General features: G+C 45.0%; 24 protein-coding genes. 22 read left to right on the plus strand and 2 right to left on the minus strand.

Annotation, left to right across the window (positions count from 1 at the left end):
• The first annotated feature begins 34 nt into the window (after window positions 1-34).
• From LCF57_RS14375 to thiI, 6 genes are all read left to right on the plus strand, one after another.
• Entirely contained in the window at window positions 35-541 is a 507-nt protein-coding gene (locus LCF57_RS14375; RefSeq protein WP_226001303.1) for a YpuI family protein, read from the plus strand.
• A 184-nt stretch (window positions 542-725) separates the two neighbouring features.
• Entirely contained in the window at window positions 726-953 is a 228-nt protein-coding gene (locus tag LCF57_RS14380) for a DUF1540 domain-containing protein (RefSeq protein ID WP_025719229.1), read from the plus strand.
• A gap of 42 nt (window positions 954-995) precedes the next feature.
• Window positions 996-1,391, plus strand: a complete 396-nt coding sequence (locus tag LCF57_RS14385) for a hypothetical protein (RefSeq protein ID WP_226001304.1) — start codon at window positions 996-998, stop codon at window positions 1,389-1,391.
• A 168-nt stretch (window positions 1,392-1,559) separates the two neighbouring features.
• Window positions 1,560-2,258 (plus strand): lytic transglycosylase domain-containing protein, encoded by a 699-nt coding sequence (locus tag LCF57_RS14390; RefSeq protein WP_226001305.1) that lies wholly within the window; start codon window positions 1,560-1,562, stop codon window positions 2,256-2,258.
• Between the two features lie 153 nt (window positions 2,259-2,411).
• On the plus strand, window positions 2,412-3,560 hold the full coding sequence (locus tag LCF57_RS14395) for a cysteine desulfurase family protein (protein ID WP_226001306.1): 1,149 nt from the start codon (window positions 2,412-2,414) through the stop codon (window positions 3,558-3,560).
• A 1-nt stretch (window position 3,561) separates the two neighbouring features.
• Window positions 3,562-4,788, plus strand: a complete 1,227-nt coding sequence (gene thiI / locus LCF57_RS14400; protein WP_226001307.1) for a tRNA uracil 4-sulfurtransferase ThiI — start codon at window positions 3,562-3,564, stop codon at window positions 4,786-4,788.
• A gap of 68 nt (window positions 4,789-4,856) precedes the next feature.
• On the opposite strand, the gene LCF57_RS14405 is transcribed toward thiI, so the two are convergent.
• Window positions 4,857-5,558 (minus strand): TerC family protein, encoded by a 702-nt coding sequence (locus LCF57_RS14405; protein ID WP_226001308.1) that lies wholly within the window; start codon window positions 5,556-5,558, stop codon window positions 4,857-4,859.
• Window positions 5,559-5,732: 174 nt separating this feature from the next.
• Here LCF57_RS14405 and LCF57_RS14410 point away from each other — a divergent pair, with 174 nt between their 5' ends.
• The 5 genes from LCF57_RS14410 to LCF57_RS14430 all read left to right on the plus strand — a co-directional run bounded on the left by LCF57_RS14410 (window position 5,733) and on the right by LCF57_RS14430 (window position 12,070).
• Window positions 5,733-6,392 carry a TerC family protein gene (locus LCF57_RS14410; protein ID WP_226001309.1) on the plus strand — a complete coding sequence of 220 codons (660 nt, stop codon included), beginning with the start codon at window positions 5,733-5,735 and terminating at the stop codon, window positions 6,390-6,392.
• Between the two features lie 161 nt (window positions 6,393-6,553).
• Window positions 6,554-7,045, plus strand: coding sequence for a hypothetical protein (locus LCF57_RS14415; RefSeq protein ID WP_226001310.1), 492 nt, complete (start codon window positions 6,554-6,556; stop codon window positions 7,043-7,045).
• Window positions 7,046-7,338: 293 nt separating this feature from the next.
• Entirely contained in the window at window positions 7,339-9,180 is a 1,842-nt protein-coding gene (gene typA, locus LCF57_RS14420; RefSeq protein ID WP_226001311.1) for a translational GTPase TypA, read from the plus strand.
• A 118-nt stretch (window positions 9,181-9,298) separates the two neighbouring features.
• A complete protein-coding gene (locus LCF57_RS14425) occupies window positions 9,299-10,360 on the plus strand; it encodes an LCP family protein (protein WP_226001312.1) in 1,062 nt (353 codons plus the stop codon).
• A 378-nt stretch (window positions 10,361-10,738) separates the two neighbouring features.
• On the plus strand, window positions 10,739-12,070 hold the full coding sequence (locus LCF57_RS14430) for a PhoH family protein (RefSeq protein WP_226001313.1): 1,332 nt from the start codon (window positions 10,739-10,741) through the stop codon (window positions 12,068-12,070).
• Window positions 12,071-12,136: 66 nt separating this feature from the next.
• Here the strand turns inward: LCF57_RS14430 and LCF57_RS14435 are convergent, their stop codons facing one another.
• A complete protein-coding gene (locus LCF57_RS14435) occupies window positions 12,137-13,222 on the minus strand; it encodes a hypothetical protein (protein WP_226001314.1) in 1,086 nt (361 codons plus the stop codon).
• A gap of 294 nt (window positions 13,223-13,516) precedes the next feature.
• Between LCF57_RS14435 and LCF57_RS14440 the strand changes: the two genes are divergently transcribed.
• The 11 genes from LCF57_RS14440 (at window position 13,517) to rsmH (ending at window position 25,366) form a co-directional block, all read left to right on the plus strand.
• Complete coding sequence (locus LCF57_RS14440) at window positions 13,517-14,167, plus strand: RsfA family transcriptional regulator (RefSeq protein ID WP_226001315.1); 651 nt, start codon at window positions 13,517-13,519, stop codon at window positions 14,165-14,167.
• A 125-nt stretch (window positions 14,168-14,292) separates the two neighbouring features.
• Window positions 14,293-15,252, plus strand: a complete 960-nt coding sequence (locus LCF57_RS14445; RefSeq protein WP_226001316.1) for a ketopantoate reductase family protein — start codon at window positions 14,293-14,295, stop codon at window positions 15,250-15,252.
• A 4-nt stretch (window positions 15,253-15,256) separates the two neighbouring features.
• Window positions 15,257-15,646: a DUF3397 domain-containing protein gene (locus LCF57_RS14450; protein WP_226001317.1), complete on the plus strand. Its 390-nt coding sequence runs from the start codon at window positions 15,257-15,259 to the stop codon at window positions 15,644-15,646.
• Window positions 15,647-15,799: 153 nt separating this feature from the next.
• Window positions 15,800-17,503, plus strand: a complete 1,704-nt coding sequence (locus LCF57_RS14455; protein WP_226001318.1) for a peptide ABC transporter substrate-binding protein — start codon at window positions 15,800-15,802, stop codon at window positions 17,501-17,503.
• A 197-nt stretch (window positions 17,504-17,700) separates the two neighbouring features.
• Window positions 17,701-18,633, plus strand: coding sequence for an ABC transporter permease (locus LCF57_RS14460; protein ID WP_226001319.1), 933 nt, complete (start codon window positions 17,701-17,703; stop codon window positions 18,631-18,633).
• 4 nt (window positions 18,634-18,637) lie between these two features.
• Entirely contained in the window at window positions 18,638-19,588 is a 951-nt protein-coding gene (locus LCF57_RS14465; RefSeq protein WP_226001320.1) for an ABC transporter permease, read from the plus strand.
• Between the two features lie 11 nt (window positions 19,589-19,599).
• Window positions 19,600-20,538 (plus strand): ABC transporter ATP-binding protein, encoded by a 939-nt coding sequence (locus tag LCF57_RS14470; protein WP_226001321.1) that lies wholly within the window; start codon window positions 19,600-19,602, stop codon window positions 20,536-20,538.
• Window positions 20,539-20,661: 123 nt separating this feature from the next.
• On the plus strand, window positions 20,662-22,293 hold the full coding sequence (gene bshC / locus LCF57_RS14475; protein ID WP_226001322.1) for a bacillithiol biosynthesis cysteine-adding enzyme BshC: 1,632 nt from the start codon (window positions 20,662-20,664) through the stop codon (window positions 22,291-22,293).
• Window positions 22,294-22,360: 67 nt separating this feature from the next.
• The gene (locus tag LCF57_RS14480; protein WP_007431202.1) at window positions 22,361-23,626 is read left to right on the plus strand and encodes an adenosylhomocysteinase; all 1,266 of its coding nucleotides are present in this window, start codon (window positions 22,361-22,363) and stop codon (window positions 23,624-23,626) included.
• Window positions 23,627-23,960: 334 nt separating this feature from the next.
• Window positions 23,961-24,398: a division/cell wall cluster transcriptional repressor MraZ gene (mraZ, locus tag LCF57_RS14485; protein ID WP_007431201.1), complete on the plus strand. Its 438-nt coding sequence runs from the start codon at window positions 23,961-23,963 to the stop codon at window positions 24,396-24,398.
• Window positions 24,399-24,415: 17 nt separating this feature from the next.
• Window positions 24,416-25,366 (plus strand): 16S rRNA (cytosine(1402)-N(4))-methyltransferase RsmH, encoded by a 951-nt coding sequence (gene rsmH / locus LCF57_RS14490; protein ID WP_226001323.1) that lies wholly within the window; start codon window positions 24,416-24,418, stop codon window positions 25,364-25,366.
• The last annotated feature ends 2 nt before the right edge of the window (window positions 25,367-25,368 follow it).

Consider the following 25,368-nt stretch of genomic DNA (forward strand, 5'->3'; position numbering starts at 1 on the left):
ATGAACAAGCAACAAATAAGGGGGAGCTGCCTTGATGTCAGCAGTCAACGTACAAAAATTATGTGAGTCGGCGCAGGAGAAACTGAAAACTGTCGTGAAACGTGTGGAAACATTCCTCAATGAGCATGCCCTGCCGCAGCTGGCTGTGGATGGAAATGAGGAGTCCGTACTTTTTTATAAAGGTTTTTTGTCGGATCTCCGCTATATCCTTGTTTTTTCCGAAGTATCCTATGAAAAGCTGGGTGTGGCTTTGCGCCGTGCCAACTTTGACGTCGATTTTGCGGAAAAGGCATTGTATAACGTTTACCATGACTGCGTGAACAGCTTTTTTTATCCCAAAAATGAATCTTACGCAGAGGACGGACGCTATGCTTATACGGGACAAGATGCTATTCGCTTCCGTAAAACGCCTGTGCCTGCCGCACGCGAAGTGATCATGGACATTACTAAAAATTTTGAAGAGCTGCGTGATGATCTGACTTATTATGAAAGTGATTATCTGACTCAGCGCCGTATGCAGACTCGCCGTACTCATGCTTAGGCATTTCATGGGTGGGTCGTTTTTAATCGAAAACTAAAACAAGACAAGCAAGCCGTTTTCTCTTGCTTCCTGCCAGTTTGGAGGGGGCAAAGAAAGCGGCTTTTTTCGTATGTCACCAACTGCCATATGTCAGGTACGCATAGGTGCGGGGGAGTGAGGGGAAAATGAATCCGAGGTGATGATCATGAGCCAAGAGGCCAAGCCAATCGTTAAATGCAGTGTAGCCAATTGCCATTATTGGGGAGAAAACAACTTTTGCAAGGCGGATTTGATCATGATTGAAGTTGATGGTCATGCCGGTAAGAAATTTAAGGAAGAATACGCAGGAGAAAGCTTCAGCTCAGAAGAACGCGATAAAGCTGATACGTCTGCCGCCACTTGTTGCCACACCTTTAAGCCGAAGTCTTTGTAAAAACTCATAGCCAATTATTCGCATTTGGAGGTGCAGTGTATTATGGAGGATCATAAAACGGAAAAGCATCAAAATGAAGAGCATGTTAGCCGTGAACGAGTAGATTACCCACGTCATATTGAGAAGCACTCCACCAAGCGACGTAATCACCGTGAAGAATATGCCGCAGAAGTGGCTCCCGGCTCGCCAGTTGCAACTCGAGATAAGGACAAAGGTGAACAGAAGGCTATAAATAACAGTGGTCGTATTGCCGGTTATATTGGTATAGCCGCAGGAATTGCATCCCTGTTCATGTGGTCTATTGTGTTAGGGCCAATTGCTGCGGTTTTAGGTTTTTTTGCTTATGTGAATGGCAGCAAAACGACAGGTATTTGGTCGATTGGACTTGGTGCGCTCGCGACATTGAGTTATTTCGCTTTTATCCCGTTTGTTCGTTAATCCTGTAGAGGTACAAAAAAGTTTAATTATAAGCTCCACTGTCTCTATCGACAGATCAGGAGCTTTTTTTCGTTAAAAGGTATGGCAGTACATAGCAAAAAGTTGTATCATTAGCTGTAACGACAAGCTATTTGGGATACAACAACTACAGAAAGTTGGGAACACCACATGCAAATTGATCCGCGCGTGTCCAAATCCATGGTAGACATGCAGCTGTTAAATAATATGAGTGCTACAACCCAAACGGGCACAACGGACGCTTTTTCAGGATTGTTGGAGCAAGTAGGTCAGTTGGAGACAGATGACGCCGCAACTCGTGAGAATTCAAGCGATGTTACCCGAGATGAAAATGGGTTGCTCTGGCTCCAATTAGGACCTTCGAGGGGGGCGGCTTCGCCTTTTGCGGTATACCCTGCTTCTTCCAGCACAGCAAGCAATGTACCTACGAAGCCTACTGCGTATGACGATATGATTAACGAGGCTAGCCAAAAATATGGCGTTCCGGTTGCTTTGATTAAAGCGGTTATTGATACGGAATCTTCATTTAATCCGTTGGTCACTTCTTCGGCCGGGGCCAAGGGGCTTATGCAGCTTATGGATGCTACCGCTCAGGGTTTGGGAGTTAGTGACCCATATGATCCTGCTCAAAACATTGATGCTGGCGTTCGTTATTTGTCTTACCAGATCAAACGTTTTAACGGACAGGAAAATATGGCTTTGGCGGCATATAATGCAGGCCCGGGACGGGTTCAGCGTCTTGGTGTAAGCAGTGATAAGCAATTGATGGCTGTGCTGGATAAGCTTCCATTAGAAACGCAAAAATATATTACCAAAATACAGAATGCACGTGAAAAATATACGATTTAAGCCCTACAGCTTATAAAAAATGTGCATAATTTTAATTAGATCAGGTCCGCAGTCAGGATCAATATGGGGAAAGGGTGTCGCTGGAATGTAGCGGCCTTTCCCTGTTTTGGTCTTTTTTTGTTGCAGCAGTTGCAGGGAAGAAAGGGGAGTTTTATGAGATATTTTGATTATGCCGCGACAACTCCGCCTTTTGAAGAGGTAATTACAACAATTGCCGAGGTCATGAGACGCCATTATGGCAATCCATCTTCGATGCATCGTTATGGAGAGGATGCGGATAAGCTGCTTAAGCGATCCCGGGAAGTATGCGCTATGGCTTTGGGAGTGCATCCGGCGGAGATTGTATTTACATCCGGGGCAACTGAAAGCAACAATCTGGCCATTAAGGGAGCAGCTATACAATATCAAGCCAGAGGCAAACATATCGTTACTGTATCGACAGAGCACCCGTCTGTGTATGAGGCATGCAAACAGTTGACAGATCTGGGCTTTGAAGTTACGTTTTTGCCCGTTGACGCGGAAGGGCACGTCAGTGCTAAGCAGGTATGTGACGCCGTCCGTAAAGATACGATTTTAGTTAGTATCATGCATGTTAATAATGAGACGGGAAGGGTACAACCTTTGCAAGACATCGGGGCTGCACTCAAGAAACAGTTCCCGCGTGTACTATTTCATGTCGACGGTGTACAGGGCTATGGAAAGCTTCCAGTTGATATTCGGGGCTGGCAGGCTGATCTGTACAGTCTCTCTGGGCATAAGCTACGGGGACCCAAGGGTGCTGGGCTGCTGTTCGTTCGGGAAGGTGTGAAGCTTTCCCCACTGCTGAGTGGCGGCTCTCAGGAGCAGGGCTTGCGTGCAGGTACGGAAAATGTACCACTGCTTGTTGGTATGTCCAAGGCGATACGGCTTGCGGGCGAACGGCAAGTTGAGACAGCACAGCGTATAACTGAGTGGAGAGATCGGGTGGCAGCAGAAGTGAAGACGATCCCTCAACTGCGGCTGAACAGCGGGGAGGAAGCGCCGCATATTGTCCATTTTTCATATCCGGGTATGAAAGCTGAGGTGCTGCTGCATACGCTGGAGCAATTGGGTGTAGCGGTATCAACCAAATCGGCCTGCTCTTCGAAATTGGCCGAGCCCAGTCGGGTGCTGCTGGCGATGGGATGCAGTGAGCTGGAGGCGTCTGGCGGCATTCGTATCAGTTTCGGAGACGAGCATACAGAACAGGATATCGATGAGCTTATACTTGCGCTGAGGCAGGCTGTAGCCAAGCTGGAATCCCTTGAAAGGTGGAAACATTAAAATGCATTATGATATGCTATTGCTTCGCTTTGGCGAATTTACATTAAAAGGGAAAAATCGTACTCGTTTTGAAAAGGCGGTACTGAATCACGTAAAGCTGGTGCTCAAGCCGTTTCCCGGCGCTTCTTTACGGAAGGAATTTGGACGAATTTATGTGGTTCTCGGAGGAGAGCCCTATGAGCAGATCATTCAAGTGTTAAAAAAAGTGTTTGGTATCACCACAATTAGCCCTGTCAAAATGGCTCCTGCCCAGCTTGATGCGATAGTTAAGTCTGCTGTAGCTTTGATGCGTGAACTGAATGTGGCAGAAGGTACAACTTTCAAGGTAAATGCCCGTAGAGTGTGGAAGGAGTTTGCTCATTCTTCACATGAGATGAACCACTTGATTGGTTCCCCTATATTGCGGGAGTTTCCGGCGCTGAAGGTCGATGTGCATCAACCGAATATTGAGCTACGTGTGGAGGTCAGAGAACAGGCAGCTTATATATTTAGCGATGTTATTACGGCTGTAGGAGGCTTTCCGCTAGGTACGAACGGCAAAGCCATGCTGTTGCTATCCGGTGGAATCGATAGCCCTGTGGCAGGCTGGTCTTCTATGCGCAGAGGATTGGAAATCGAATGTGTTCATTTTTATAGCTATCCGTTTACAAGTGAGCGCGCAAAAGAAAAGGTTATTGATTTGGCAAGAGTATTGGCTGGCTATGCAGGGCGGATTAAGATCCATCTTGTACCATTTACGGAGGTGCAGACCGCTTTTACACGCACTGGCCAGGATAATCTCATTATTACGCTCATGAGGCGATCTATGCTGCGAATTGCAACGATGCTGGCTGAGCGTGAAGGAGCACTGGCACTTGTAACGGGTGACAGTTTGGGTCAAGTGGCCAGTCAAACATTATCCAGTATGAATGTGATCGGCCGTTCGACGGAGTTGCCTTTGCTGCGGCCTCTCGTCATGATGGATAAACAGGAAATCACGGAAATCGCGAAGCAAATTGGAACCTACGATCTATCTATTCTCCCTTATGAGGATTGCTGCACATTGTTTGTTCCCAAATCCCCGACGACCAATCCCAATTTGTGGGTTGTTCAAAAGATTGAAGCCTCTATTCGGGATTTAAATGCCTTGATTGAGCAGGCTGTGGCTGCAACCGAGACTGTCGTTCTTGAGGCGGGTGGGTCTATGGAGGGCCGCAAGGAAGAAGTTGTACAGGAAGATTGGTTTTAAGGCATGAAAAAGGCAGACCATTAGTGAATGGTCTGCCTTTTTTTGATTTGAGTTATGAAGGATTTTAATTATTTTAAAACGGCTTTTTCACGGTTGGATATGGCTTTGCGGTTCTGAAGATACCCTGTGAGTAAAATGCCAACCGTAATAAAGGCAATAAACAGGATACGCAATGCAGGATGCGCAGTAAAGTACGGCTCAAGCTTACGTTCTTCGGTAATCATATTAGAGGCCGTATAACCAAGCACGGCTGATCCTAAATAGATAATCCAAGGAAATTTATTAATAAGCTTGATAAAAAGCGTGCTTCCCCATACAACGATCGGCACGCTGATCAGCAGACCAAGCACCACGAGTACCAAATGCTGCTGGGCAGCGCCAGCAACAGCAATCACGTTGTCCAGACCCATGGCCGCATCGGCTATAATAATGGTGCGAATAGCACCCCACAAAGTGATTCCGGCTTTGACTTCGGTGTGATCCTCCTGATCCACCAGCAGCTTATACGCGATCCAGATTAGCATTACACCACCGATCAGTAATAGCCACGGTATTTGAAGCAACCAAAGCACCACAATGGTGGCTGCTATGCGAATGAGCAGAGCACCTCCGGTACCATACAGAATCGCTTTTTTTTGCGTTGTAGGTGGTAGCTTCCTGGCGGCAAGTCCAATTACAATTGCATTATCTCCTGCGAGCAGAAGGTCAATGAATATCACATTAAGCAGCAGCCAAAAAAACTGAAATCCGGACATGTCAATTGTTCTCATCTCCCTGATTTGGCATCCCAAAATCATTACTCTGTGTATATTAATACCCGTTTTTCGGAAATACGATTAATTATATTGCTGTTCACTGCTGATTTCAAGGTTTTTACTCAACAAAATTGACAAGCATAGCCTTCTCCTGTTTCGCATACAAGTAGGATGGGGGTGTTTGTACACATGGAGCATATCATTTTGCTGTTAAAAATATTAATGATCAATTTGGTATTAAGCGGTGATAATGCGGTTGTTATTGCTATGGCGAGCAAAAACTTGCCTCCAAGACAGCGGAGCCAAGCTATTTGGTGGGGGGCGATCGGCGCCGTTGGCTTGCGTTGTGTGTTGACTTTTGTAGCTGTCATTTTGCTGCGCATACCCTTTATTCAAGCAGCGGGTGGTCTACTTCTGTTATGGATTGCGTTTAAACTGCTTTACGACAATGAGGATCATGTCGGAATAAGAGCTGAAACCAGCATATGGAAGGCTATACAGGTGATCCTGGTAGCAGATTTTGTAATGAGTCTGGATAACGTATTAGCTATCGCAGCACTTGCGAATGGAGATATCGCTATTATTGTCATCGGCATTGCGATTAGCATTCCAATTGTCGTCTGGGGCAGCAACATTATTGCGATCTGGCTTCACCGTTTCCCTATACTTGTTTTGCTGGGGTCTGCAATTTTAGCCTTCACGGCAGGAGAAATGCTGCTGCGGGATTCCAGATTGGGTGTATGGTTAGCGGGTGCAGGGGAAGTTTTACATGCATGGTTGCCAGGACTGTTGGCCGCAATAGTTATCATTTTCGGAACCTATCGTCAGTTGCGAGCCCGCCACATTTGAACGTAGTTTTTTTGGAAAACATCGGCTAAACTATACATAGGGTTTTGCAGATGCCGGGGATTTTGCTCGGTTTTTGTAAATACGCTATATTCATAAAAATACACTCAAAAACAATCACATTAAAAAAACACAAACAAATTCAGCAAGCAAAGGAGACCACGATGAATTCCAGAAAAGAGCGTATAATCGGAGTGGGGATTGTTGCCGTAGGACTGATTATTTTGTTGGGAAAACTAGGGGCATTCTCCTTTTTGGGACGAACCTTTTGGCCCTTGCTGATTCTAATCCCAGGAATTGTGTTGCATGCAATGTACATGATGCGTAAAGTATCCTCTTTTATGTTGCTGCCGGCAGGAATTTTGACGATTTATGGCCTGTTATTTTCTCTTTGTAACACCTGGGGCTGGCATTTAATGGCCTACCTGTGGCCTTTGTTACTTCTTGGTGTGGCGATCGGATTGTGGGAATACGCCATTAATGATTTATCTCTGTCTCGTAATGTATACACAGGTGGTATCATTTTAGGCTTGGTATCGGTGATTTTATTGATGGTTAGCCTGTTAAGAACAGGCATTATTTATATTATTGCAGTTTTACTGATCGGGGCTGGAATCTGGCTGGTCGTGAACAACCGTGGCAAACGTAAATGGTAGTACGACAAGCGGTGCAGATTTCATGGCGGTAAATTACGGTACAGGGAAGAATGTCTTGCTTTATGACATATTTCAACTATAATATAATGGATATGATAAAAGCGTCGGAATGATTTCTGACGCTTATTTTAAGGTTTTCACGCGAATCGGAGAGAGAAGCTGTCTGTATAAGGCCTAAAATATATAGGAGGCTGGCAGGGAGTGGGCCTGAAGAACGATTGTTAGCCTTGAATCAGCATTACTTCAGGATAGAGACACTATTTTGATATACGGAAAGGATATGGATACAAACCATGCATGCAAGAGAAAACATTCGCAATATTGCGATTATTGCCCACGTCGACCACGGTAAAACGACGCTTGTCGACAAGCTGCTTCAACAGTCTGGAACCTTTAGAGAACACGAGGCTGTTCAGGAGCGCGCCATGGACTCCAACGATCTGGAGCGTGAACGCGGTATTACGATTTTGGCTAAAAATACAGCTATCACTTACAAAGATTATCTGATTAACATTGTAGATACACCGGGACACGCCGACTTTGGCGGTGAAGTGGAACGGATTATGAAAATGGTTGACGGCGTTTTGCTGGTCGTTGACGCTTATGAAGGTTGCATGCCGCAAACGAAATTCGTACTGCGTAAAGCGCTGGAACAAAATCTGACCCCTATCGTTGTCGTGAACAAAATTGACCGTCCGGCAGCTCGCCCAGCAGAAGTCATTGACGAAGTGCTGGATCTGTTCATCGAGCTGGGTGCGAATGATGAGCAATTGGAATTCCCTGTAGTGTACGCTTCGGCGCTGAACGGAACCTCCAGTCTGGATGCCGAAAAACAAGACGATAACATGCAGGCATTGTACGAAACCGTTGTAGATCATATTCCAGCTCCAACTGAAAAAGTAGATGAGCCTCTTCAATTCCTCGTAACTCTGATGGACTATAACGAATACCTTGGCCGGATTGCCGTAGGTCGTGTAAACCGCGGTATCATCAAGCAGGGACAAGCGGTTACCGTGATGCAGCGTGACGGCAGCAGCAAATCAGCACGTATTGAGAAGCTGTTCGGCTTCCAAGGTCTGAAACGCATTGAAACCGATCAAGCGGGTGCGGGTGACATTGTGGCGATTGCGGGTATTAAGGATATTAATATCGGTGAAACCATCGCTGATCCGAGTCATCCCGAAGCTTTGCCTGTACTGAAAATTGATGAGCCTACGCTGCAAATGACCTTCCTGGTTAACAACAGCCCATTCGCAGGTCGCGATGGTAAGTGGATAACATCCCGTAAATTACGTGAACGTCTTCTGAAAGAGCTTGAAACAGATGTCAGCTTGCGTGTGGATGAAACGGACAGCCCGGACGCTTTCATTGTATCTGGACGTGGTGAGTTGCATCTGGGTATCCTGATTGAAAACATGCGTCGTGAAGGCTACGAACTGCAAGTGTCCAAACCGGAAGTTATCGTTAAGGAAATTGACGGTAAGAAAATGGAGCCAATCGAGCGTCTCCTCATTGATATTCCGGAAGAAAGCATGGGCGCAGTTATGGAAAGCCTGGGTTCCCGTAAAGCTGAAATGGTTAATATGATCAACAATGGTACCGGACAGGTTCGCTTGGAATTCCTGATTCCTGCTCGTGGTCTGATCGGTTACACTACAAACTTCCTGACATTGACTCGTGGTTACGGTGTAATGAACCATGCATTTGATAACTATGGCCCATATGTTGGCGGTCAAGTTGGTGGTCGTCATCAAGGTGTTCTCATTTCTACCGAAAATGGCTCTTCCACTTTTTACGGAATGCTGGGCGTAGAGGATCGCGGTATTTTGTTCCTGGAGCCAGGTACTGAGATCTATGAGGGTATGATCGTTGGAGAGCACACACGTGATAACGATATTGTCGTTAACATTTGTAAAGAAAAACAATTGACCAACGTTCGCTCTGCAACAAAAGACGATACAGTTAAACTGAAAACACCTCGTATTTTCTCTTTGGAGCAGGCGCTTGAATATCTGAATGATGATGAGTATTGCGAAATTACACCTAATGCCATTCGTTTGCGTAAAAAGATCCTGAACAAGGGTGAGCGTGAACGTGCGGAGAAACAACGTAAAACAGCACAAGCAAATGCGTAATTAATTGGTTTGGTCTTTGGCCACAGCGGCGACGCCCGGGAATGGGATGCGCCGCTGTATGTGTTTTAAGATGATAAACTTGGAGTATTTCTCAAAACGCAGGAAAAGGTGTTGAAGCATGAGTAATCTTTCGAACGGATTGCCTCCCCGGACACAAAGCGGGAAAAAGTCCCCCAAACAGAAAAAAGCGAAAAAGAAAAAAAGTTTTTTCAGATCGTTTATGAAGTTTGTCTTGTTTCTGCTCATTATAGGTATCTTGGCAGCAGGTGGTTATACCTACTATATTTATAATCAGGTAGAGGAAGTTTTGGATACGGGGATCAACAGAGAAGTACCCCAAACGGAATTGGCAGAAGCTAAGCCTCTGACCATTTTATTACTCGGAACCGATTACCGCCCTGATCATCCGACTTATTTGTCAGACGTTATTATGGTAGCCACATTGAATCCCAATACTAAATCGTCTACCATTGTGTCCTTGCCGCGTGATACACGTCTGGAGATGGATGGATATAAACCACGCAAGCTGAATGAGTATTATCCAGTATTTAAGGCCAGAGAGAAAGAATCTGGTGAGGTCGCCGAAGAGCAAATGAAGAAGATGATCGGCAAATATTTAAACATTAATATTGATTATGTGACAGTTATTAACTTTCAGGGCTTTAGAGATGTTGTGGATAATTTGGGTGGTGTAGATGTTACGGTTGATAAAAACATGTGTTATCGTGACCGTGCAGATGGCACGGACATTAACCTGACCGTTGGAGCCAAGCACTTAGATGGTAAACAGGCTCTTGATTTTGTTCGTTACCGTAAATCGAATTGTCGTCCGAGAACGGCTGAATCTGACGATTTTGATCGCAACCGTCGACAAAATCAGGTGCTTCATTCTCTGATTGACCAAATGCAATCCTTTAATGCTTTGACCAAATTTAGCGCAATTATTAAATCAGTTGATAAAAATATGACGACAGATATTGAGTCACAGCAAATGAAAAATATCGTACAAACCTACTGGAATATTTCCAAGCAAAATGTGAAATACAATCCGGTAGCTGGAACATGGCGTAGTCCTTATGTATATATTGATGAGCAACAGCTTGATGCGGCAAGACAAGCACTGCAAGATGAATTGGCAAAAAAAGCAAGTGATAATACTGCAACTTCTTCCAATTCCTGAGTATGTATCTTTCTTCCCTCTTATGTTATACTCGCAGCGAGTAAAAGCACTTATATGACATAAGGGGGTTGAGGTATGTCTGAATATGTAGTGCACCAAGTATGCCGTTTGGATATGGGCAACTGTTTGGAATCAAATATCGTCCCTTGTTTCTGTGTGGAAATGAAAGGAATAAGTTAGGTCCAGTGATGATCACTGGGCCTTTTGTGTTTATTTTGAGATGGTACAGGCTTTGAGGCTATGCTGAGCTGCAAGCTTTTCGCTGCTCTATACTCCTGAGGAGGTCTTTTTTCAGGGAATCAGCAAGTATTGGGGAACCTGTGAATAGGTATAGGTATGAAACACGAGATTGTCCACGCCGCTTTGGAGGGGATTTATATGAAGAAAATTTTTGTGCTGGATACGAATGTGCTGCTGCATGATCCGAAAGCCATTTTTACCTTCAAAGAACATGAGGTTGTAATTCCAGCTGTTGTTCTAGAAGAAATCGACTCCAAAAAACGCAACGCGGATGAGATTGGACGTAATGCCCGCAATGTGTCAAGATTGTTGGACGGATTGAGAGAAGTAGGTCATCTGCATAGTGGTGTTCCACTTCCCCAAGGTGGAAGACTTAAGGTTGAGTTAAACCACCGGAGCTTTTTGAAAGTTCAGGAGATGTTTGGGGAGGTTTCGAACGATAATCGGATTTTGGCAGTCGCTTTGAACTATCATCTGGAAGAGCAGGAGCAACCAGAACCGCGTTCGGTCGTTTTGGTCAGTAAAGACGTACTAGTCAGAATCAAGGCAGATGTGTTGGGACTGCTGACCGAAGATTATTTATCCGATAGAACAGGTGATCTAAGCGAGCTATACCCCGGGTATTCAGCCATCCAGGTGCATCCGTCCATCATAGATGAATTTTACTCCAATCGGTTTTTATCAATCAGATCACTGAATGTACCTTACACGCTGTATCCACATGAATTTGTGATTCTGAAAGATCAAATGGGAACTGGAAAATCGGCTTTATTGAAGGTAAACCAGGATGCGGAGCGATTGGAGCCTTTATATTTAAGTAACGAATCGGTGTGGGGAATCAGCGCACGTAATGCTCAACAACGGATGGCATTGGAGCTTTTACTTAATGACGACATCCCGCTTGTGACGATTACCGGAAAAGCGGGTACAGGCAAAACTTTGCTGGCACTGGCAGCAGGTTTGCTTAAGGTAGAGGATGAGCATCGTTTCAAGAAATTGCTGATTGCCAGGCCGGTTGTTCCTATGGGCAAGGATATCGGTTATTTACCGGGAGAAAAGGATGAAAAGCTTCGCCCGTGGATGCAACCGATCTACGATAATCTGGAGTATCTGTTTGATGCCAAAAAATCAGGCGATATTGATAAAATTTTGATGGGCTTGGGCAGTATTCAGGTGGAGGCACTTACTTATATTCGCGGGCGTTCGATACCAGGGCAATTTATTATTATCGATGAGGCTCAGAATCTATCCCGCCATGAAATCAAGACGATTGTGTCTCGGGTGGGCGAGGGGAGCAAAATCATTTTGATGGGCGATCCGGAGCAGATTGATCACCCATATCTGGATGCTGCCAGTAACGGCTTAACCTATGTGGTTGAACGGTTCAAGCAGGAAGGGATTAGCGGGCATATTATGCTGGAAAAAGGAGAACGCTCCAAGCTCGCACAGCTGGCTGCCGATCTGCTATAAGATTCATAGTGCCATCATCAATAATAAAAGACCTCGGGAACGTCCCGGGGTCTTTTATTATTTGTCTTACTTAAGGCTTAATTCGAGCTTAACCTCAAGTGTTCCCGCTAAGGTGTGAACTTCTGTAGCTTTAACATACGAAATAAGCTGCTGTGGATAAAAGCCCAGATCAAAATCATTTTCCAGCTTGTTACGGGTCGTATCCGGCAGTTCCAGCCCGTTAAATACTAGGCGATCCACATGAAATAAAATTGCATTTTGCGGTTCGTTCTCTACGGTATAGTGTCCTTCTACCATCAATTTCATCGTTCCCTGTTGGCCTTCTACTACAATACGGTCCTGCTTGAAAGAAAAGTTGAAGTGATTGAATAATTCATTTTCAGACTTCAGGAAACGGTTAAAATCTTCCTCACGAATATTTATCGTAATGGTTTTGCCGTTCGTTATCATGGCTCCTTGCTGTTGCTGAATAAATTGAGGTAAATCCTGCATAGCCTGAGCGAGTGCTTTGAAGTGTCTATTTACCTCATAGACGCCTACATTCTCCCAGTAAGCTGTCATTTCACTGATCAGTTTGCGTAGAGTATCCGGATCTTTACTGGCGCTAACACCTTCGTTTACACGCGACTGAAGCATGACAATACGTTTGCGTTGCTCCAGTAAGTTTGTTTTGACCGTCTCCAATTCCAACGAGGCCTGAGTGACTTGTTGCTCTGTTTTCTGCATAGTCTGAACATTGGATTCATATTCCTGAAGAACATCCTGATCGTGACTAATCAATAACAAGTAGTAATCGTACAGGGAGAGAAGCTGTTTTAGGTTTTTGGCCCCCAGCACTACACTGAGCAGCTTGTCCCGTTCTCCCATATAATAAGAGCGCAACACAGACCCGGCACGGTTTCGTTGCAAGGCCATCTGCTCCTGCTGTGTGATGAGATTACTTCGTAGTTCCTGTTGACGCTGTATAAGGGCCTCTTGTTCCTGGCTGATACGCTCAATTTCATGGTCTATTTCAATAATGGTGAGGCTATCTTGTAAAATCTGGTTTGCCTCTTGGGAGGGCGCAGCCAGAATAGGACGCACATATATCGAAGTTAGCATCATAATGATGATCAGCAGGGTACAGCATATGATTCTTATTGGTTTGTTCATTTGGTTTCCCCTTTTATATTCCCTAAAAATACTAATGATAATGTATATGATCCTTTCCCATTCTTTAACCATTCATTTATTGTACAGCAGTCGGTGCATGCTTGAAACCCAAAACTGTTTGCGTTCACGTATGAGTTCTTGCAGAAATGGAAATACAATTTAGTATCAAATAGATTCTATGAACTCTACGAGAGGCATAGGAATGAATAAACAGCTTTTATACCCTATTCAAATACCGGCAAGATCGGTTCATGAAGACGGTTATTTCAGGATGTTGTTAGGAGGGCTAGAAGCATGACTGCAATAAGACAAGATGCATGGAGTGCAGAAGATGATTTGATATTGGCGGAGGTGACCTTGCGTCATATCCGGGAAGGCGGTACACAGCTCGCTGCGTTTGAGGAGGTTGGACAAAAAATTGGAAGAACCTCCGCGGCATGCGGCTTCCGCTGGAACAGTTGCGTGCGTAAACGTTACGATGAAGCAATTAGCATTGCCAAAGCACAGCGTCAAAAACGCAGTTATATCCGCAAGCAGAACCCAGTGGGGGTATCACAGGTGGCGGCTTTTGCCACACTTGATACGGTCGAAGGGGGATACAGAACGGATGGAACGAGTGAGGATACGTTATCCATTGATGCGGTGATTCGCTTTTTGCGTCAATGGAAAGGAACTGTGCAGGAAACCAACCGACAGATTAAAATGCTGGAAAAAGATTTGCGGGAAAAGGAAGAAGAATTGAATCAGCTCCGCTCCATTAATGACCGGCTGTCCAAGGAAGTCAACGAAGTGCAAACCGACTATCGTGTCGTAAATGATGATTATAAAGCCCTGATTCAGATTATGGACCGAGCACGACGCTTGGCTTTAATCACGGAGGATGAGGATGAGCTTAAATCCAGATTCAAAATGGACGCCAATGGGAATCTGGAGCGCATTGAGTAGCCAGATTACATCAACAATCTTATATAAAACGTCAACTCGCGCTTTGCCGTAGTTGGCGTTTTTTGTATTTCTTTGGAGTGCATATGATATAGTAGAAAAAAAGATGGAAGCGAGACGATACAAACGTGATTGATATTATTGGAGCGGGTTCGCTGGGATTATTGTTCGCTGGGAGACTGGCTTCTTCAGGTACCGAAGTGAAATTGTGGACACGAACACTCGAACAGGCACGTATCATTGCTTGTGATGGAATTACTGTGTTTGATAAGGAGGGGCAGACAGCCGTCCATGTGCCTGGAGATAGATTGCAGGTAGCTCCATTGGCAGATTGGCAACGGTTAAATTCGCATACTGCTACACAATGGATTTTACTAATAACCAAACAGGGGGCCATTGAGGAAGTATTAAAGCAGATTCTGCCTGTGGCTAAGACGGAAAGAGAAACGGGAATCGTTTGTTTACAGAATGGAATCGGACATATAGAACGTATTAGACAGGCTTGGCCGGAAGCTGTGCTATACCCTGCCGTGACGACTGAAGGGGCCAAAAGGCAGGGAGCCGCATCTGTTGTACATGCTGGCGCGGGTGTTACTGAAATTGGCTGGTCTGAGGAACAGGAGAAGGCGCAGAACAGGAATTTTGAACAATACGTGCTAAATCGGCTGCTGGCAGCAGGATTTGACGTTTGCTTGTCGAAAGAAATCGAGAATGGTATGTATCGCAAGTTGTTAATTAATGCCGTAATCAATCCGCTGACGGCGATATGGCGAATTCGTAATGGCGAGCTGCTTTCGGACCCTGTTCGTTTACATATGATGCGCAAGCTTTATGATGAAGGCATACAAGTGTATGAAGCACACGGTATTCACTGGGATGGCAGTTGGTGGGACCAAATTATGAATGTTTGCCGGGCAACGGCAGAAAACCATTCGTCCATGCTGGCCGATGTGCTTGCACACTCCATGACAGAAGTTGCTTCTATTAACGGGCAGCTGGTGCAGATGGCAGAAGTGGCTGGGGTTACTGCACCAACTCATGAGGTATTGTGGCAATTAATTGAAGGCATGCGGCTAAAAGAGGGGTGATCAGTTGAGTATTATACAAGGTACCATTAGCACATTCAGTATTCTTCCCTTTTTTCCGTTTCTGATCGTATTTGTGGTTTGTCGCTATATTCTTAAAATGGAAAAGAAGAAGGCGTTGCTTACATCGATGGATATTACCACAGCTTTTCTAATCCTTTCCGTCGCGGCACTCTTTAACGTCATTTTTACATCTCGTTTCGGTTTTTATCTGATTTTACTTCTTTTATTATTGGCGCTGGGTTTAATTGGGGGTGCCCAAAATCGTATAAAAGGCAAGGTCGATGGTAAAAGGTTATGTAGAGCGGTCTGGAGATTAACTTTTATAGCTATGACGTTGGCGTATGCTTTCTTGACTGTTGTTGGTATATTTAAGAATATATTCAATACCATGTGATATAATGTGACATAAAAAGCTTAAAAAATATGAAATAATCATGTTTTTTTGAAAAAAAAGCTCAATTTGAAGAAATGTAATGTAGATTTTTTTGACCGCTGGTTGTATAATCTATAAACATATACCACTTTAGAACTAGGGGGAAAACGCTAGATGAAAAGGAAAAGCTTTTTAGTCCTTTTGACACTCGTTCTTGCAGTTGGCGCACTGCTCGCAGGTTGTGGCTCCGCCAAGAACGATACCAATGGTAAGGGCGCACAAGAAAATGCATCAACTACACCGGCTCCGGCCGACAAACAAATTTTGCGCATTAACCTTTCTTCCGAACCGCCAACATTTGATCCGGCACAAGCTCAGGATAGTCAAACTAACACGGTTCTGAAAACTTTGTATGAAGGTCTCGTACGTATGGGTCCTGATGGCAAAGAAATTCCTGGCGTAGCTGAATCTTGGAAAATTTCCGATGACGGCAAAACTTATACGTTCAAGCTTCGTGATAATGCAAAATGGAGCAATGGCGACCCGGTCAAAGCAAGTGACTTCGTATTTGCTTGGCAACGGGTATTGGATCCTTCCACAGCCCCTGCACCTCCATATGCTTACCAATTGTACTATATCAAAAATGCTGAGGGCTACAACCTGAGCACTTCGAAATCCTATAAAGGAACTAAAATTACAGACTTTAAAGATGTAGGTGTCAAAGCTGTTGATGACCATACATTGCAAGTAGAGTTGGAAAACCCAACTCCTTACTTCCTCGGATTGACTTCTTTCTACACTTACTATCCTGTTAATCCTTCTATTAAAGGAAATGACAAGTGGGCTGTTCAGAAAGATAGCATGATCACTAATGGACCTTTCAAATTGACAGCTTGGGACAGCGGTCAAAAGATCGAAGTCACCAAAAGTGAAAACTATTGGGGTAAAGACCAAATCAAGCTGAATAAAATTACGATGTCCCTTGTAAACAGCGGTGCAACAGAGCTGGCTTCGTACAGAAGTGGACAACTTGATTATGCGGGTATGCCAAACGGTGAAATTCCTACCGACCAAATTCCGGCTGTGAAAAAAGAACTGCCTAACGAATTTAAGGCAAAAGGGATTGCAAGTACGTATTACTACCTGTTTAATGTAACTGAAAAACCATTTAACAATGCTAAAATTCGTAAAGCGTTTGCGATGGCTATTGAACGTCAACCAATCGTTGACAGAGTGACATTGGGTGGCCAAATTCCTGCGTACGGTTTTGTGCCTCCAGGTATCAAAGCTGTTTCTCAGGAATACCGTTCGGAGCATAAAGATGATTACTTCAAAGAAGACTTCACTGAAGCGAAAAAATTGCTTCAAGAAGGTATGAAAGAAGAAGGGATAACTTCACTTCCTCCGGTAACTTTTCTGTATAACTCTTTAGAAAGTCACCAAAAGATTGCTTTGGCAATCGCTGACATGTGGAAGAAAAACCTTGGTGTGGACGTCAAAATCCAAAATCAAGAATGGAGCGTATTTATCCAAAATCGTAACAAATTGAACTTCCAAATTGCCCGTGGCGGTTGGTCTGCTGACTACAATGATCCGATGACATTCCTGGATATGTGGACAACAGGCAATGGTAACAATAATGCAGGTTACGCTAACCCTGCATACGATGCTTTGATTCAAGCTGCTAAGACAGAAACTGATCCAGCTAAACGTATGGAAGATTTTGCGAAAGCGGAGAAAATTCTGGTTCAAGATGATATGGTAATGCTTCCGATCTACTACTATTCAAATGTTTCTTTAACGAAACCGAATGTAAAAGACATCGCGCTTGACTTTAGTGGAGCCATTGACTTCACAAGAGCGTATATTACACAGTAACTGAAGCTCAATTCTGAAGTTTGATAGTTACTTCGGGATATATATGTGGATTGAACCATATATATCCCGTTTTTTTTGTGTGTTCTAGTCTTTTCCATCATCATGTAACCATGCAAATAAGTAGATTGGACAGTCCAATTCTATTTCGATAAAATCGAATGGTGTCGAAAAAAATTTATGGGGGGTGTAAACGGGCAATGACGCGTTATTTGATCAGTAAATTTTTCTACATGTTGCTATCTTTGTTCATTCTGATCTCTGCGACGTTTTTTCTCATGAAAGCAATTCCAGGTAACCCCTTCATGAGTGAAAAAGCGACTTCTCCTGAGATTCAAGCCCGGTTAATGGAGCAATATGGGCTGGATAAGCCTGTATATGTTCAATATTTTAAATACTTAGGTGATATTGCTTCAGGTGATTTTGGTATTTCCATGAAAAAGCTGAATCAAAGTGTAACTGACATTATCGGGCAAACTTTCACGGTTTCGCTTAAATTAGGTTTTGTTGCTATAATCGTGTCGATTATTGTCGGTATTTTGCTAGGTATGCTAGCGGCACTATACCATCGCAGGCTTATTGATAATATTGCGATGATCTTGGCAATTATGGGGATTGCGGTTCCCAGCTTTGTCTTGGCGTCTCTGATTCAGTATTATTTCGCTCAGAATTTGGGTTGGTTTAATGTTATGGGATTTGATGGTCCACTGGACTACGTCCTGCCTGTCGCTGCGCTATCAGCTCAGCCGATTGCGTTTATTGCTAGGTTGACACGCTCCAGTATGCTAGAAGTGCTTCATGCAGACTATATTAAGACTGCCAAGGCTAAAGGTTTGCAGCCTGTTGCTATTATGTTTAAACACGTAGTGCGGAATGCCATTCTGCCAGTCGTTACCTATGTAGGTCCAATGACTGCAAATATTATTACCGGTTCAGTTGTTATTGAACGGATTTTCGGAATCGGCGGTATTGGTAAGGTATTTGTGGATAGTATTACAACCCGTGATTATACGATGATTATGGGAGTAACTATTTTTTACGGTATCTTATTGATGGTAGCACGCTTTATTACAGATATTGCATATGGATTTATTGATCCGCGGATTAAGCTTACTGGCGGGAAGGAGGGATAACTTTATGTCTGTGAAAGATAATGCTGTGAATTTGGAAAAGCTTCAGGTAAAACCGGAAGACTTTCAGAGAATCGGAGCGGATGAAAAGCAGTTTGAAGTTATTCAGCGTGAAAGCTTATCCGCTTGGCGTGATGCTTGGGAACGGCTTCGTAAAAACAAACTGGCAATGACAAGCCTAAGCATTCTGTTTCTTATTGTACTTGGTTCGATATTTGGTCCGATGCTTTCGCCATACGATGACCGCACGAATGATTTGTTGAGCACCAATCTTCCTCCTTCGGCGGAGCATTGGTTCGGAACAGATGATTTGGGTCGTGATATGTTTGTCCGTACTTGGATGGGCGCTCGGATTTCCTTGATTATTGGTTTGGCTGCAGCAATGATTGATTTGCTGATTGGTGTTATTTATGGTGGAATTATGGGTTACTTTGGTGGTCGCGTTGATGAAATCATGAATAAATTTTCTGAAATTTTATATTCCATTCCTTACTTGCTTGTTACAATCCTGTTGCTCGTTGTGCTGGAGCCAAGTATTACCACCATTATTATTGCGCTCTGTGTAACGGGGTGGATCAACATGTCGTGGATTGTACGTGGTGAGATGCTACAACTTAAGAACCGAGAATTTGTACTTGCTTCCCGTTCAATGGGTGCTAGTGCAGGCCGTTTGTTGTTCCGTCACTTGCTGCCTAATGCCGTGGGACCAATCATTGTCACATTGACTTTGACAGTTCCAAGTGCTATTTTTTCCGAGGCATTCCTGAGCTTCCTTGGATTAGGGGTACAGGCTCCTCGGGCGTCGCTGGGTTCAATGATTGAAGCAGCTCTGACAGGATGGATGTACTATCCTTGGCGTATGCTTTTCCCGGCAGGCTTGATCAGTTTGATTATGCTTGCGTTCAACCTGTTTGGCGATGGCTTGCGTGATGCGCTTGATCCGAAGCTGAAGAAATAGGAGGTGAGATCATGGTGAGTAGCAACAATTTAATTGAGGTTGAAGGTCTTAAAAAGTATTTTAATGTTGGCAAAAACCGTGTGCTCAAAGCGGTGGACAACCTGAATTTTTATATTCGCGAAGGTGAAACACTTGGTATGGTAGGTGAATCCGGCTGTGGTAAATCTACAGCGGGTCGTACCATTCTGCGCTTATATGAACCTACAGCAGGTAGCGTACGTTTTAACGGTACAGATATTTACAAATTATCACCGAATAAAATGAAAGCCATGCGCCGCGATATGCAAATGATCTTCCAAGATCCATATGCATCATTGAACCCGCGCTTTACGGTTTCTGATATCATCGGTGAGGCTTTGGATATTCATCATATGGCAGGTAGCCGTGCAGAACGTAAAAAACGGATTGAAGAGTTGCTGGATCTGGTGGGTTTGAACCCGGACCATGCAACCCGCTATCCGCATGAGTTCTCTGGTGGACAACGCCAACGGATCGGTATTGCTCGCGCGCTGGCGGTTAATCCGAAATTCATTATTTGTGATGAGCCGATTTCAGCTCTTGACGTGTCCATTCAGGCTCAGGTTGTCAACCTGTTAAAAGAGCTTCAAGAACGTTTGGGTTTGACATACCTGTTTATTGCGCATGATCTGTCGATGGTCAAGCACATCAGTGATCGGGTAGCAGTAATGTATATGGGTAGAATGGTTGAGCTTGCAGAAAGCGCTGAGTTGTATGCCAATCCGATCCATCCATATACGAAAATGCTTTTGTCGGCGATTCCACTTCCTGATCCGGAAGTCGAAGCCAACAAAAAACGGATTATCATGCCTGGCGATCAAGCTGGCCCAATTCATGATGCATCCGGCAGTTCGACGGGGGCTTATAACCTGGAAAATGCCACGTTGATCGAAGTGTCCAAAGGACATTTTGTAGCTGAGCCTTACGCCTGATCCTGCTTTACACACGAACCGCCGAGTTGCTCGGCGGTTTTTTTTTGTAGGAAGCTTTGACGCGGAGATGGGCTTTCGGTACAATCAAGCAGTAAGGTTTTGGTGGAGACAGGAGGCAGACCTATGAGAATTATTCCTGAAACGCTTCGCGGAGGGTCGGCTTTGGCAGAAGATTATACACAGGGTACAGGGCGCGCACGCGATTTGTATGAGTACGATGTTCTGCATGCCGATGCATATGCCCAACGGGCGAAGTGGCTGGATGAGACGGAGCATCTGCGATTAAGCCGTAAGGAAGTCGTAGCATGTCTTCGTATATACAATGAGCAATACAATTCGTATGAGGCAGTTCGGGCTTCATTGGATCGTCTGGAAAGTCCAGACGCCTTAGTCGTAGTCGGCGGACAGCAGAGCGGACTGTTCACAGGTCCGATGCTGGTCATTTACAAAGCAGTCACGATCATTAAGGCGGCCAGGGAAGCAGAAGAGAGGCTTGGACGTCCGGTAATTCCCGTCTTTTGGATTGCTGGTGAAGATCATGACTGGGACGAAGTCAATCATACATACGTACTGGCGAATGACCCACAAGCAGTCAAAATCAAGCTGAAAAAGCAGCCTGAACGCCGTTCTTCGGTTAGTGCCATTAAAGTGGATGCTGTAGAGTGGAAGCAGGCAATGGCGGACATAGAACAAAGCTTGCCTGATTCAGAGCACAAGGCTGATATTTTGCGTATGATTGAGCACGGTTTGACGGATTCATATGGACTAAGTGAGGCCTTTGCCAAGCTGCTGGGCCTTTTATTTGGCGACTATGGATTAGTGCTGCTGGATTCAGCGGATCCTTCGCTGCGCAAGCTGGAAGCATCCGTTTTTCGTCGATTGGTTCAGCACAATGATGAGCTGGAGCAGGCTTACCGGACGGCCGCTGCGCGAATCGTGGATTACGGCTATCATTTACAAGCGGATGTACACGAAGATGGCGCGAATCTTTTTTATCTCCATGAAGATGAACGTTTGCTGCTTTTCAAGCAAGGCGGACTATTCACGGATCGGCGCGGCATGATAGCCTTTACAAAGGAAGAACTGCTTGAGGAGATAGACACACACCCGGAACGTTTTAGCAACAACGTACTAACCCGTCCTCTCATGCAGGATTCATTGTTTCCGGTGCTTGCATCTGTGCTAGGTCTAGGAGAAATTGCCTACTGGGCGATTACCCGGGACGCCTTCGAGGTTCTGGAGATGCAGATGCCGATACTGCTGCCCCGAATGTCCTTTACGCTGGTAGAACCAGGTGTAGAGAAGTATATGCTTAAGTACGAATTAAGCTTTGGAGAGGTTAGAGACGGACTTGAGGAACGAAAAAAACAATGGATTGCAGCCCAAGATCAGCTTGGAATGCAGGATCAGTTTTCCGGGGTGAAAGAAGCCTTTGTCCGTCTGTATGAGCCGATTGTACAGCAGGCAGGTTTGATTGAAAAAGGGTTGCTTCCGATCGGAGAAACTAACAGCAAGAAGATTCTGTCGCAGATTGCTTATCTGGAGACAAAGGTTCGGGAAGCGCTCCTTCGGCAAAATGAAACGGCACTTCGCCAGTGGGATCGTATCGAGTGGTCGCTTTTTCCATTTGGTCAGCCGCAGGAGCGGGTGTACACGATTTATCATTTTCTTAACCGTCATGGTCTTGGTCTGATGGATATGATTATGAACATACCAACGGATCTGGCGGGTACGCATCGTGTAATTTATATTTGATTTTTCATGCATCGCATGATTTTATCGTATTAGCAGATTCAACCCATATTAAGGAGGAAACAACGTAATGACTTCCCATTCTCTGCAAAACAGCATTGTTCACGATCTTAAACTGGCCCCTGAAGGTCATCTCAAAATTGATTGGGTGGAAGCCCATATGCCGGTATTGAACCGTATACGTCAACAGTTCGAGCAGGAGCAGCCTTTTGCAGGTCTGAAGGTAACTATCTGTCTGCATCTGGAGGCTAAAACAGCTTATTTGGCTAAAGTAGTACAAGCAGGTGGAGCGCAGGTCACAATTACAGGTAGTAATCCATTGTCCACACAAGATGATGTTTGCGCGGCATTGGTTGAAGATGGGATTACGGTACTGGCTAAATATAATCCGGATCCGGAAGAGTTCAAAAATTTGCAAATTAAGGCGCTGGAAACGAAGCCGGATCTCATTATTGATGATGGTGGTGATCTTGTCACTCTGTTGCAATCCGAACGGCCTGATCTGATTTCTACCATCCGTGGGGGAGCAGAGGAGACAACAACAGGGATTATTCGTTTGAAGGCATTGGAAAAGGAAGGGCAGCTTCACTTTCCAATGGTGGCCGTGAATGATGCATACTGCAAATATTTGTTCGACAACCGCTACGGTACAGGACAGTCAGCTTTCGACGGCATTATTCGTACAACGAACCTGGTTGTAGCAGGCAGTACAGTAGTTGTAGTAGGCTATGGCTGGTGTGGCAAAGGGGTTGCAATGCGGGCAAAAGGTTTAGGAGCCAATGTTGTTGTAACTGAAGTTGATCCAATCAAAGCAGTAGAGGCCCATATGGATGGTTTCCATGTATTGCCGATGGTAGAAGCGGCTAAACTGGGTGACTTCTTTATTACAGTAACTGGAAACAAAGCTGTGATTACCGGGGAGCACTTTGATGTTATGAAGGATGGGGCTGTGCTGTGCAACGCAGGACATTTTGATGTGGAAGTTAGTAAGCCTGAGCTTGCCAAACGCTCTGAGTCCATTCGGACGGTCCGTCGCAACATTGAGGAGTATCGCTTTAAAGACGGACGTAAAATGTATTTGCTGGCAGAGGGACGTCTCGTGAATTTGGCTGCCGCGGATGGTCACCCTGCAGAGATTATGGATACGACATTTGCGCTTCAGGCGCTTGGTTTGAAATATGTGAATGATCGTTACAACGAGCTGGGCAAAGCTGTTATTAATGTACCTTATGAAATTGATGAACAAGTAGCCCGCTTCAAGCTCGATAGCCTGGGAATCAAGATTGATGCTTTAACAGAAGAGCAAAAGATCTATCTGGACAGCTGGAACGCGTAACTGGAGCATTTCCAGTCGCAATGCTGGCTGTAAGGTATTCAGCTTTTAAACCAGATGCTTGTATAGGTTGACATCTGGATTGGAGATTAAGCCCTTTATTTCATGTTGTTTCGAAACCTGATGCATATTGTCGGGGGTTCGGCTTCATGGAGTAAGGGGCTTTTTGGCATCTTGTGACAGAGGGCTACAATAACAGACACAATCGTCTCGATCTGTCGTTTCTCACTTTTTGGTAATGAAAAAGAGGTCTTTGATTTTTTAAAGCGAATCTATTATGCTTAGGTGGTGGAAAGTGGGCCAAAGTGGGAGAATGGGGTAAGGGGTGACGAAACCAATGTTTATGGGGGAGTTCCAACATAGCATTGATGAGAAGGGTCGGCTTACAGTTCCGGCCAAGTTTCGTGAACTTCTCGGTGCCTCGTTCGTGGTTACCCGCGGGCTGGACCAATGCCTCTTCGTGTATCCCATGGATGAGTGGGCTGTCATGGAGAAAAAACTGAAAGCACTGCCTCTGATGAAAGCTGATGCAAGGGCGTTTACCCGATTTTTTTTCTCGGGAGCGACTGAATGCGAATTGGACAAACAGGGCAGGGTAAATTTACCGGGGAATTTGTGCGAATACGCCAAGCTTACTAAAGAATGCGTCGTATTGGGAGTGTCCACCCGGGTAGAGATTTGGAGCAAGCACACTTGGGAGCAATATTTCAGCCAATCAGAAGAAGCATTTAACGACATTGCTGAGAAATTGGTTGATTTCAACTTTGAATTGTAATTTAGGAGGTCAGTCGTTTGTTTCACCACATTACCGTACTCAAGGAAGAAGCAACACAGGCACTGAACATCAGGCAGGACGGGATCTATGTGGACTGCACGCTGGGAGGGGCAGGACACAGTTCCGTCATTGCGTCACAGCTCGGCCCTGAGGGAAGGCTCATCGCCTTTGATCAGGACGATTGGGCATTGAACAATGCGCGTGAGAAGCTGTCGGCCTATCAAGGAAAGATTTCATTAGTGAAATCCAACTTCCGCCACCTGCAGGACAAGCTGGCCGAGCTGGGATTGCCCGAAAAAGACGGCGTCCCGCAGGTCCAAGGCATTTTGTTCGATCTGGGTGTATCCTCGCCCCAGTTCGATGAGGGGGAACGGGGATTCAGCTACAACCATGATGCACCGCTTGATATGCGGATGGATCAGAGTAGCTCGCTTACGGCTTACGAAATTGTCAATGAATGGCCGGAAGCGGAGATTGCGCGTATCCTGTTTCAATACGGAGAAGAGAAGTTCTCACGGCGGATCGCGAAGATCATGATTGAACGTCGAATGAACAAGCCTATTCACACAACGGGGGAACTTGTCGATATTATCAAAGAAGGAATTCCGGCTGCGGCACGCAGAACCGGGGGACATCCGGCTAAACGCAGCTTTCAGGCTTTGCGGATTGCTGTGAATGATGAGCTCCGTGCACTGGAAGATACTTTGCATCAGGCAATAAAATGTCTGGCTCCAGGGGGCAGAATTTCAGTTATTACGTTTCATTCCTTGGAGGATCGGATATGCAAACATATTTTCAAAGAGTATTTGGCGAAAAGCATCTATCCGTCTGATTTGCCTATTTTGGACGACAAAATGGTAGGCGATCTAAAGCTGGTGAATCGTAAGCCGATTGTGGCATCAGAGCAGGAATTGGAGCTTAATCCACGGTCCCGGTCGGCTAAGCTGAGAGTTGCCGAAAAATTGTAAAT

This window comes from Paenibacillus sp. BJ-4, assembly GCF_020404765.1.
Classification (GTDB): domain Bacteria; phylum Bacillota; class Bacilli; order Paenibacillales; family Paenibacillaceae; genus Paenibacillus.

Excerpts from the sequence above, each read along its gene's own strand:
- LCF57_RS14375 (WP_226001303.1), top strand. The coding sequence starts at position 35 with ATGTCAGCAGTCAACGTACAAAAATTATGTGAGTCGGCGCAGGAGAAA.
- LCF57_RS14380 (WP_025719229.1), top strand. The coding sequence starts at position 726 with ATGAGCCAAGAGGCCAAGCCAATCGTTAAATGCAGTGTAGCCAATTGC.
- LCF57_RS14385 (WP_226001304.1), top strand. The coding sequence starts at position 996 with ATGGAGGATCATAAAACGGAAAAGCATCAAAATGAAGAGCATGTTAGC.
- LCF57_RS14390 (WP_226001305.1), top strand. The coding sequence starts at position 1,560 with ATGCAAATTGATCCGCGCGTGTCCAAATCCATGGTAGACATGCAGCTG.
- LCF57_RS14395 (WP_226001306.1), top strand. The coding sequence starts at position 2,412 with ATGAGATATTTTGATTATGCCGCGACAACTCCGCCTTTTGAAGAGGTA.
- thiI (WP_226001307.1), top strand. The coding sequence starts at position 3,562 with ATGCATTATGATATGCTATTGCTTCGCTTTGGCGAATTTACATTAAAA.
- LCF57_RS14405 (WP_226001308.1), bottom strand. The coding sequence starts at position 5,558 with ATGAGAACAATTGACATGTCCGGATTTCAGTTTTTTTGGCTGCTGCTT.
- LCF57_RS14410 (WP_226001309.1), top strand. The coding sequence starts at position 5,733 with ATGGAGCATATCATTTTGCTGTTAAAAATATTAATGATCAATTTGGTA.
- LCF57_RS14415 (WP_226001310.1), top strand. The coding sequence starts at position 6,554 with ATGAATTCCAGAAAAGAGCGTATAATCGGAGTGGGGATTGTTGCCGTA.
- typA (WP_226001311.1), top strand. The coding sequence starts at position 7,339 with ATGCATGCAAGAGAAAACATTCGCAATATTGCGATTATTGCCCACGTC.
- LCF57_RS14425 (WP_226001312.1), top strand. The coding sequence starts at position 9,299 with ATGAGTAATCTTTCGAACGGATTGCCTCCCCGGACACAAAGCGGGAAA.
- LCF57_RS14430 (WP_226001313.1), top strand. The coding sequence starts at position 10,739 with ATGAAGAAAATTTTTGTGCTGGATACGAATGTGCTGCTGCATGATCCG.
- LCF57_RS14435 (WP_226001314.1), bottom strand. The coding sequence starts at position 13,222 with ATGAACAAACCAATAAGAATCATATGCTGTACCCTGCTGATCATCATT.
- LCF57_RS14440 (WP_226001315.1), top strand. The coding sequence starts at position 13,517 with ATGACTGCAATAAGACAAGATGCATGGAGTGCAGAAGATGATTTGATA.
- LCF57_RS14455 (WP_226001318.1), top strand. The coding sequence starts at position 15,800 with ATGAAAAGGAAAAGCTTTTTAGTCCTTTTGACACTCGTTCTTGCAGTT.
- LCF57_RS14460 (WP_226001319.1), top strand. The coding sequence starts at position 17,701 with ATGACGCGTTATTTGATCAGTAAATTTTTCTACATGTTGCTATCTTTG.
- LCF57_RS14465 (WP_226001320.1), top strand. The coding sequence starts at position 18,638 with ATGTCTGTGAAAGATAATGCTGTGAATTTGGAAAAGCTTCAGGTAAAA.
- LCF57_RS14470 (WP_226001321.1), top strand. The coding sequence starts at position 19,600 with ATGGTGAGTAGCAACAATTTAATTGAGGTTGAAGGTCTTAAAAAGTAT.
- bshC (WP_226001322.1), top strand. The coding sequence starts at position 20,662 with ATGAGAATTATTCCTGAAACGCTTCGCGGAGGGTCGGCTTTGGCAGAA.
- LCF57_RS14480 (WP_007431202.1), top strand. The coding sequence starts at position 22,361 with ATGACTTCCCATTCTCTGCAAAACAGCATTGTTCACGATCTTAAACTG.
- mraZ (WP_007431201.1), top strand. The coding sequence starts at position 23,961 with ATGTTTATGGGGGAGTTCCAACATAGCATTGATGAGAAGGGTCGGCTT.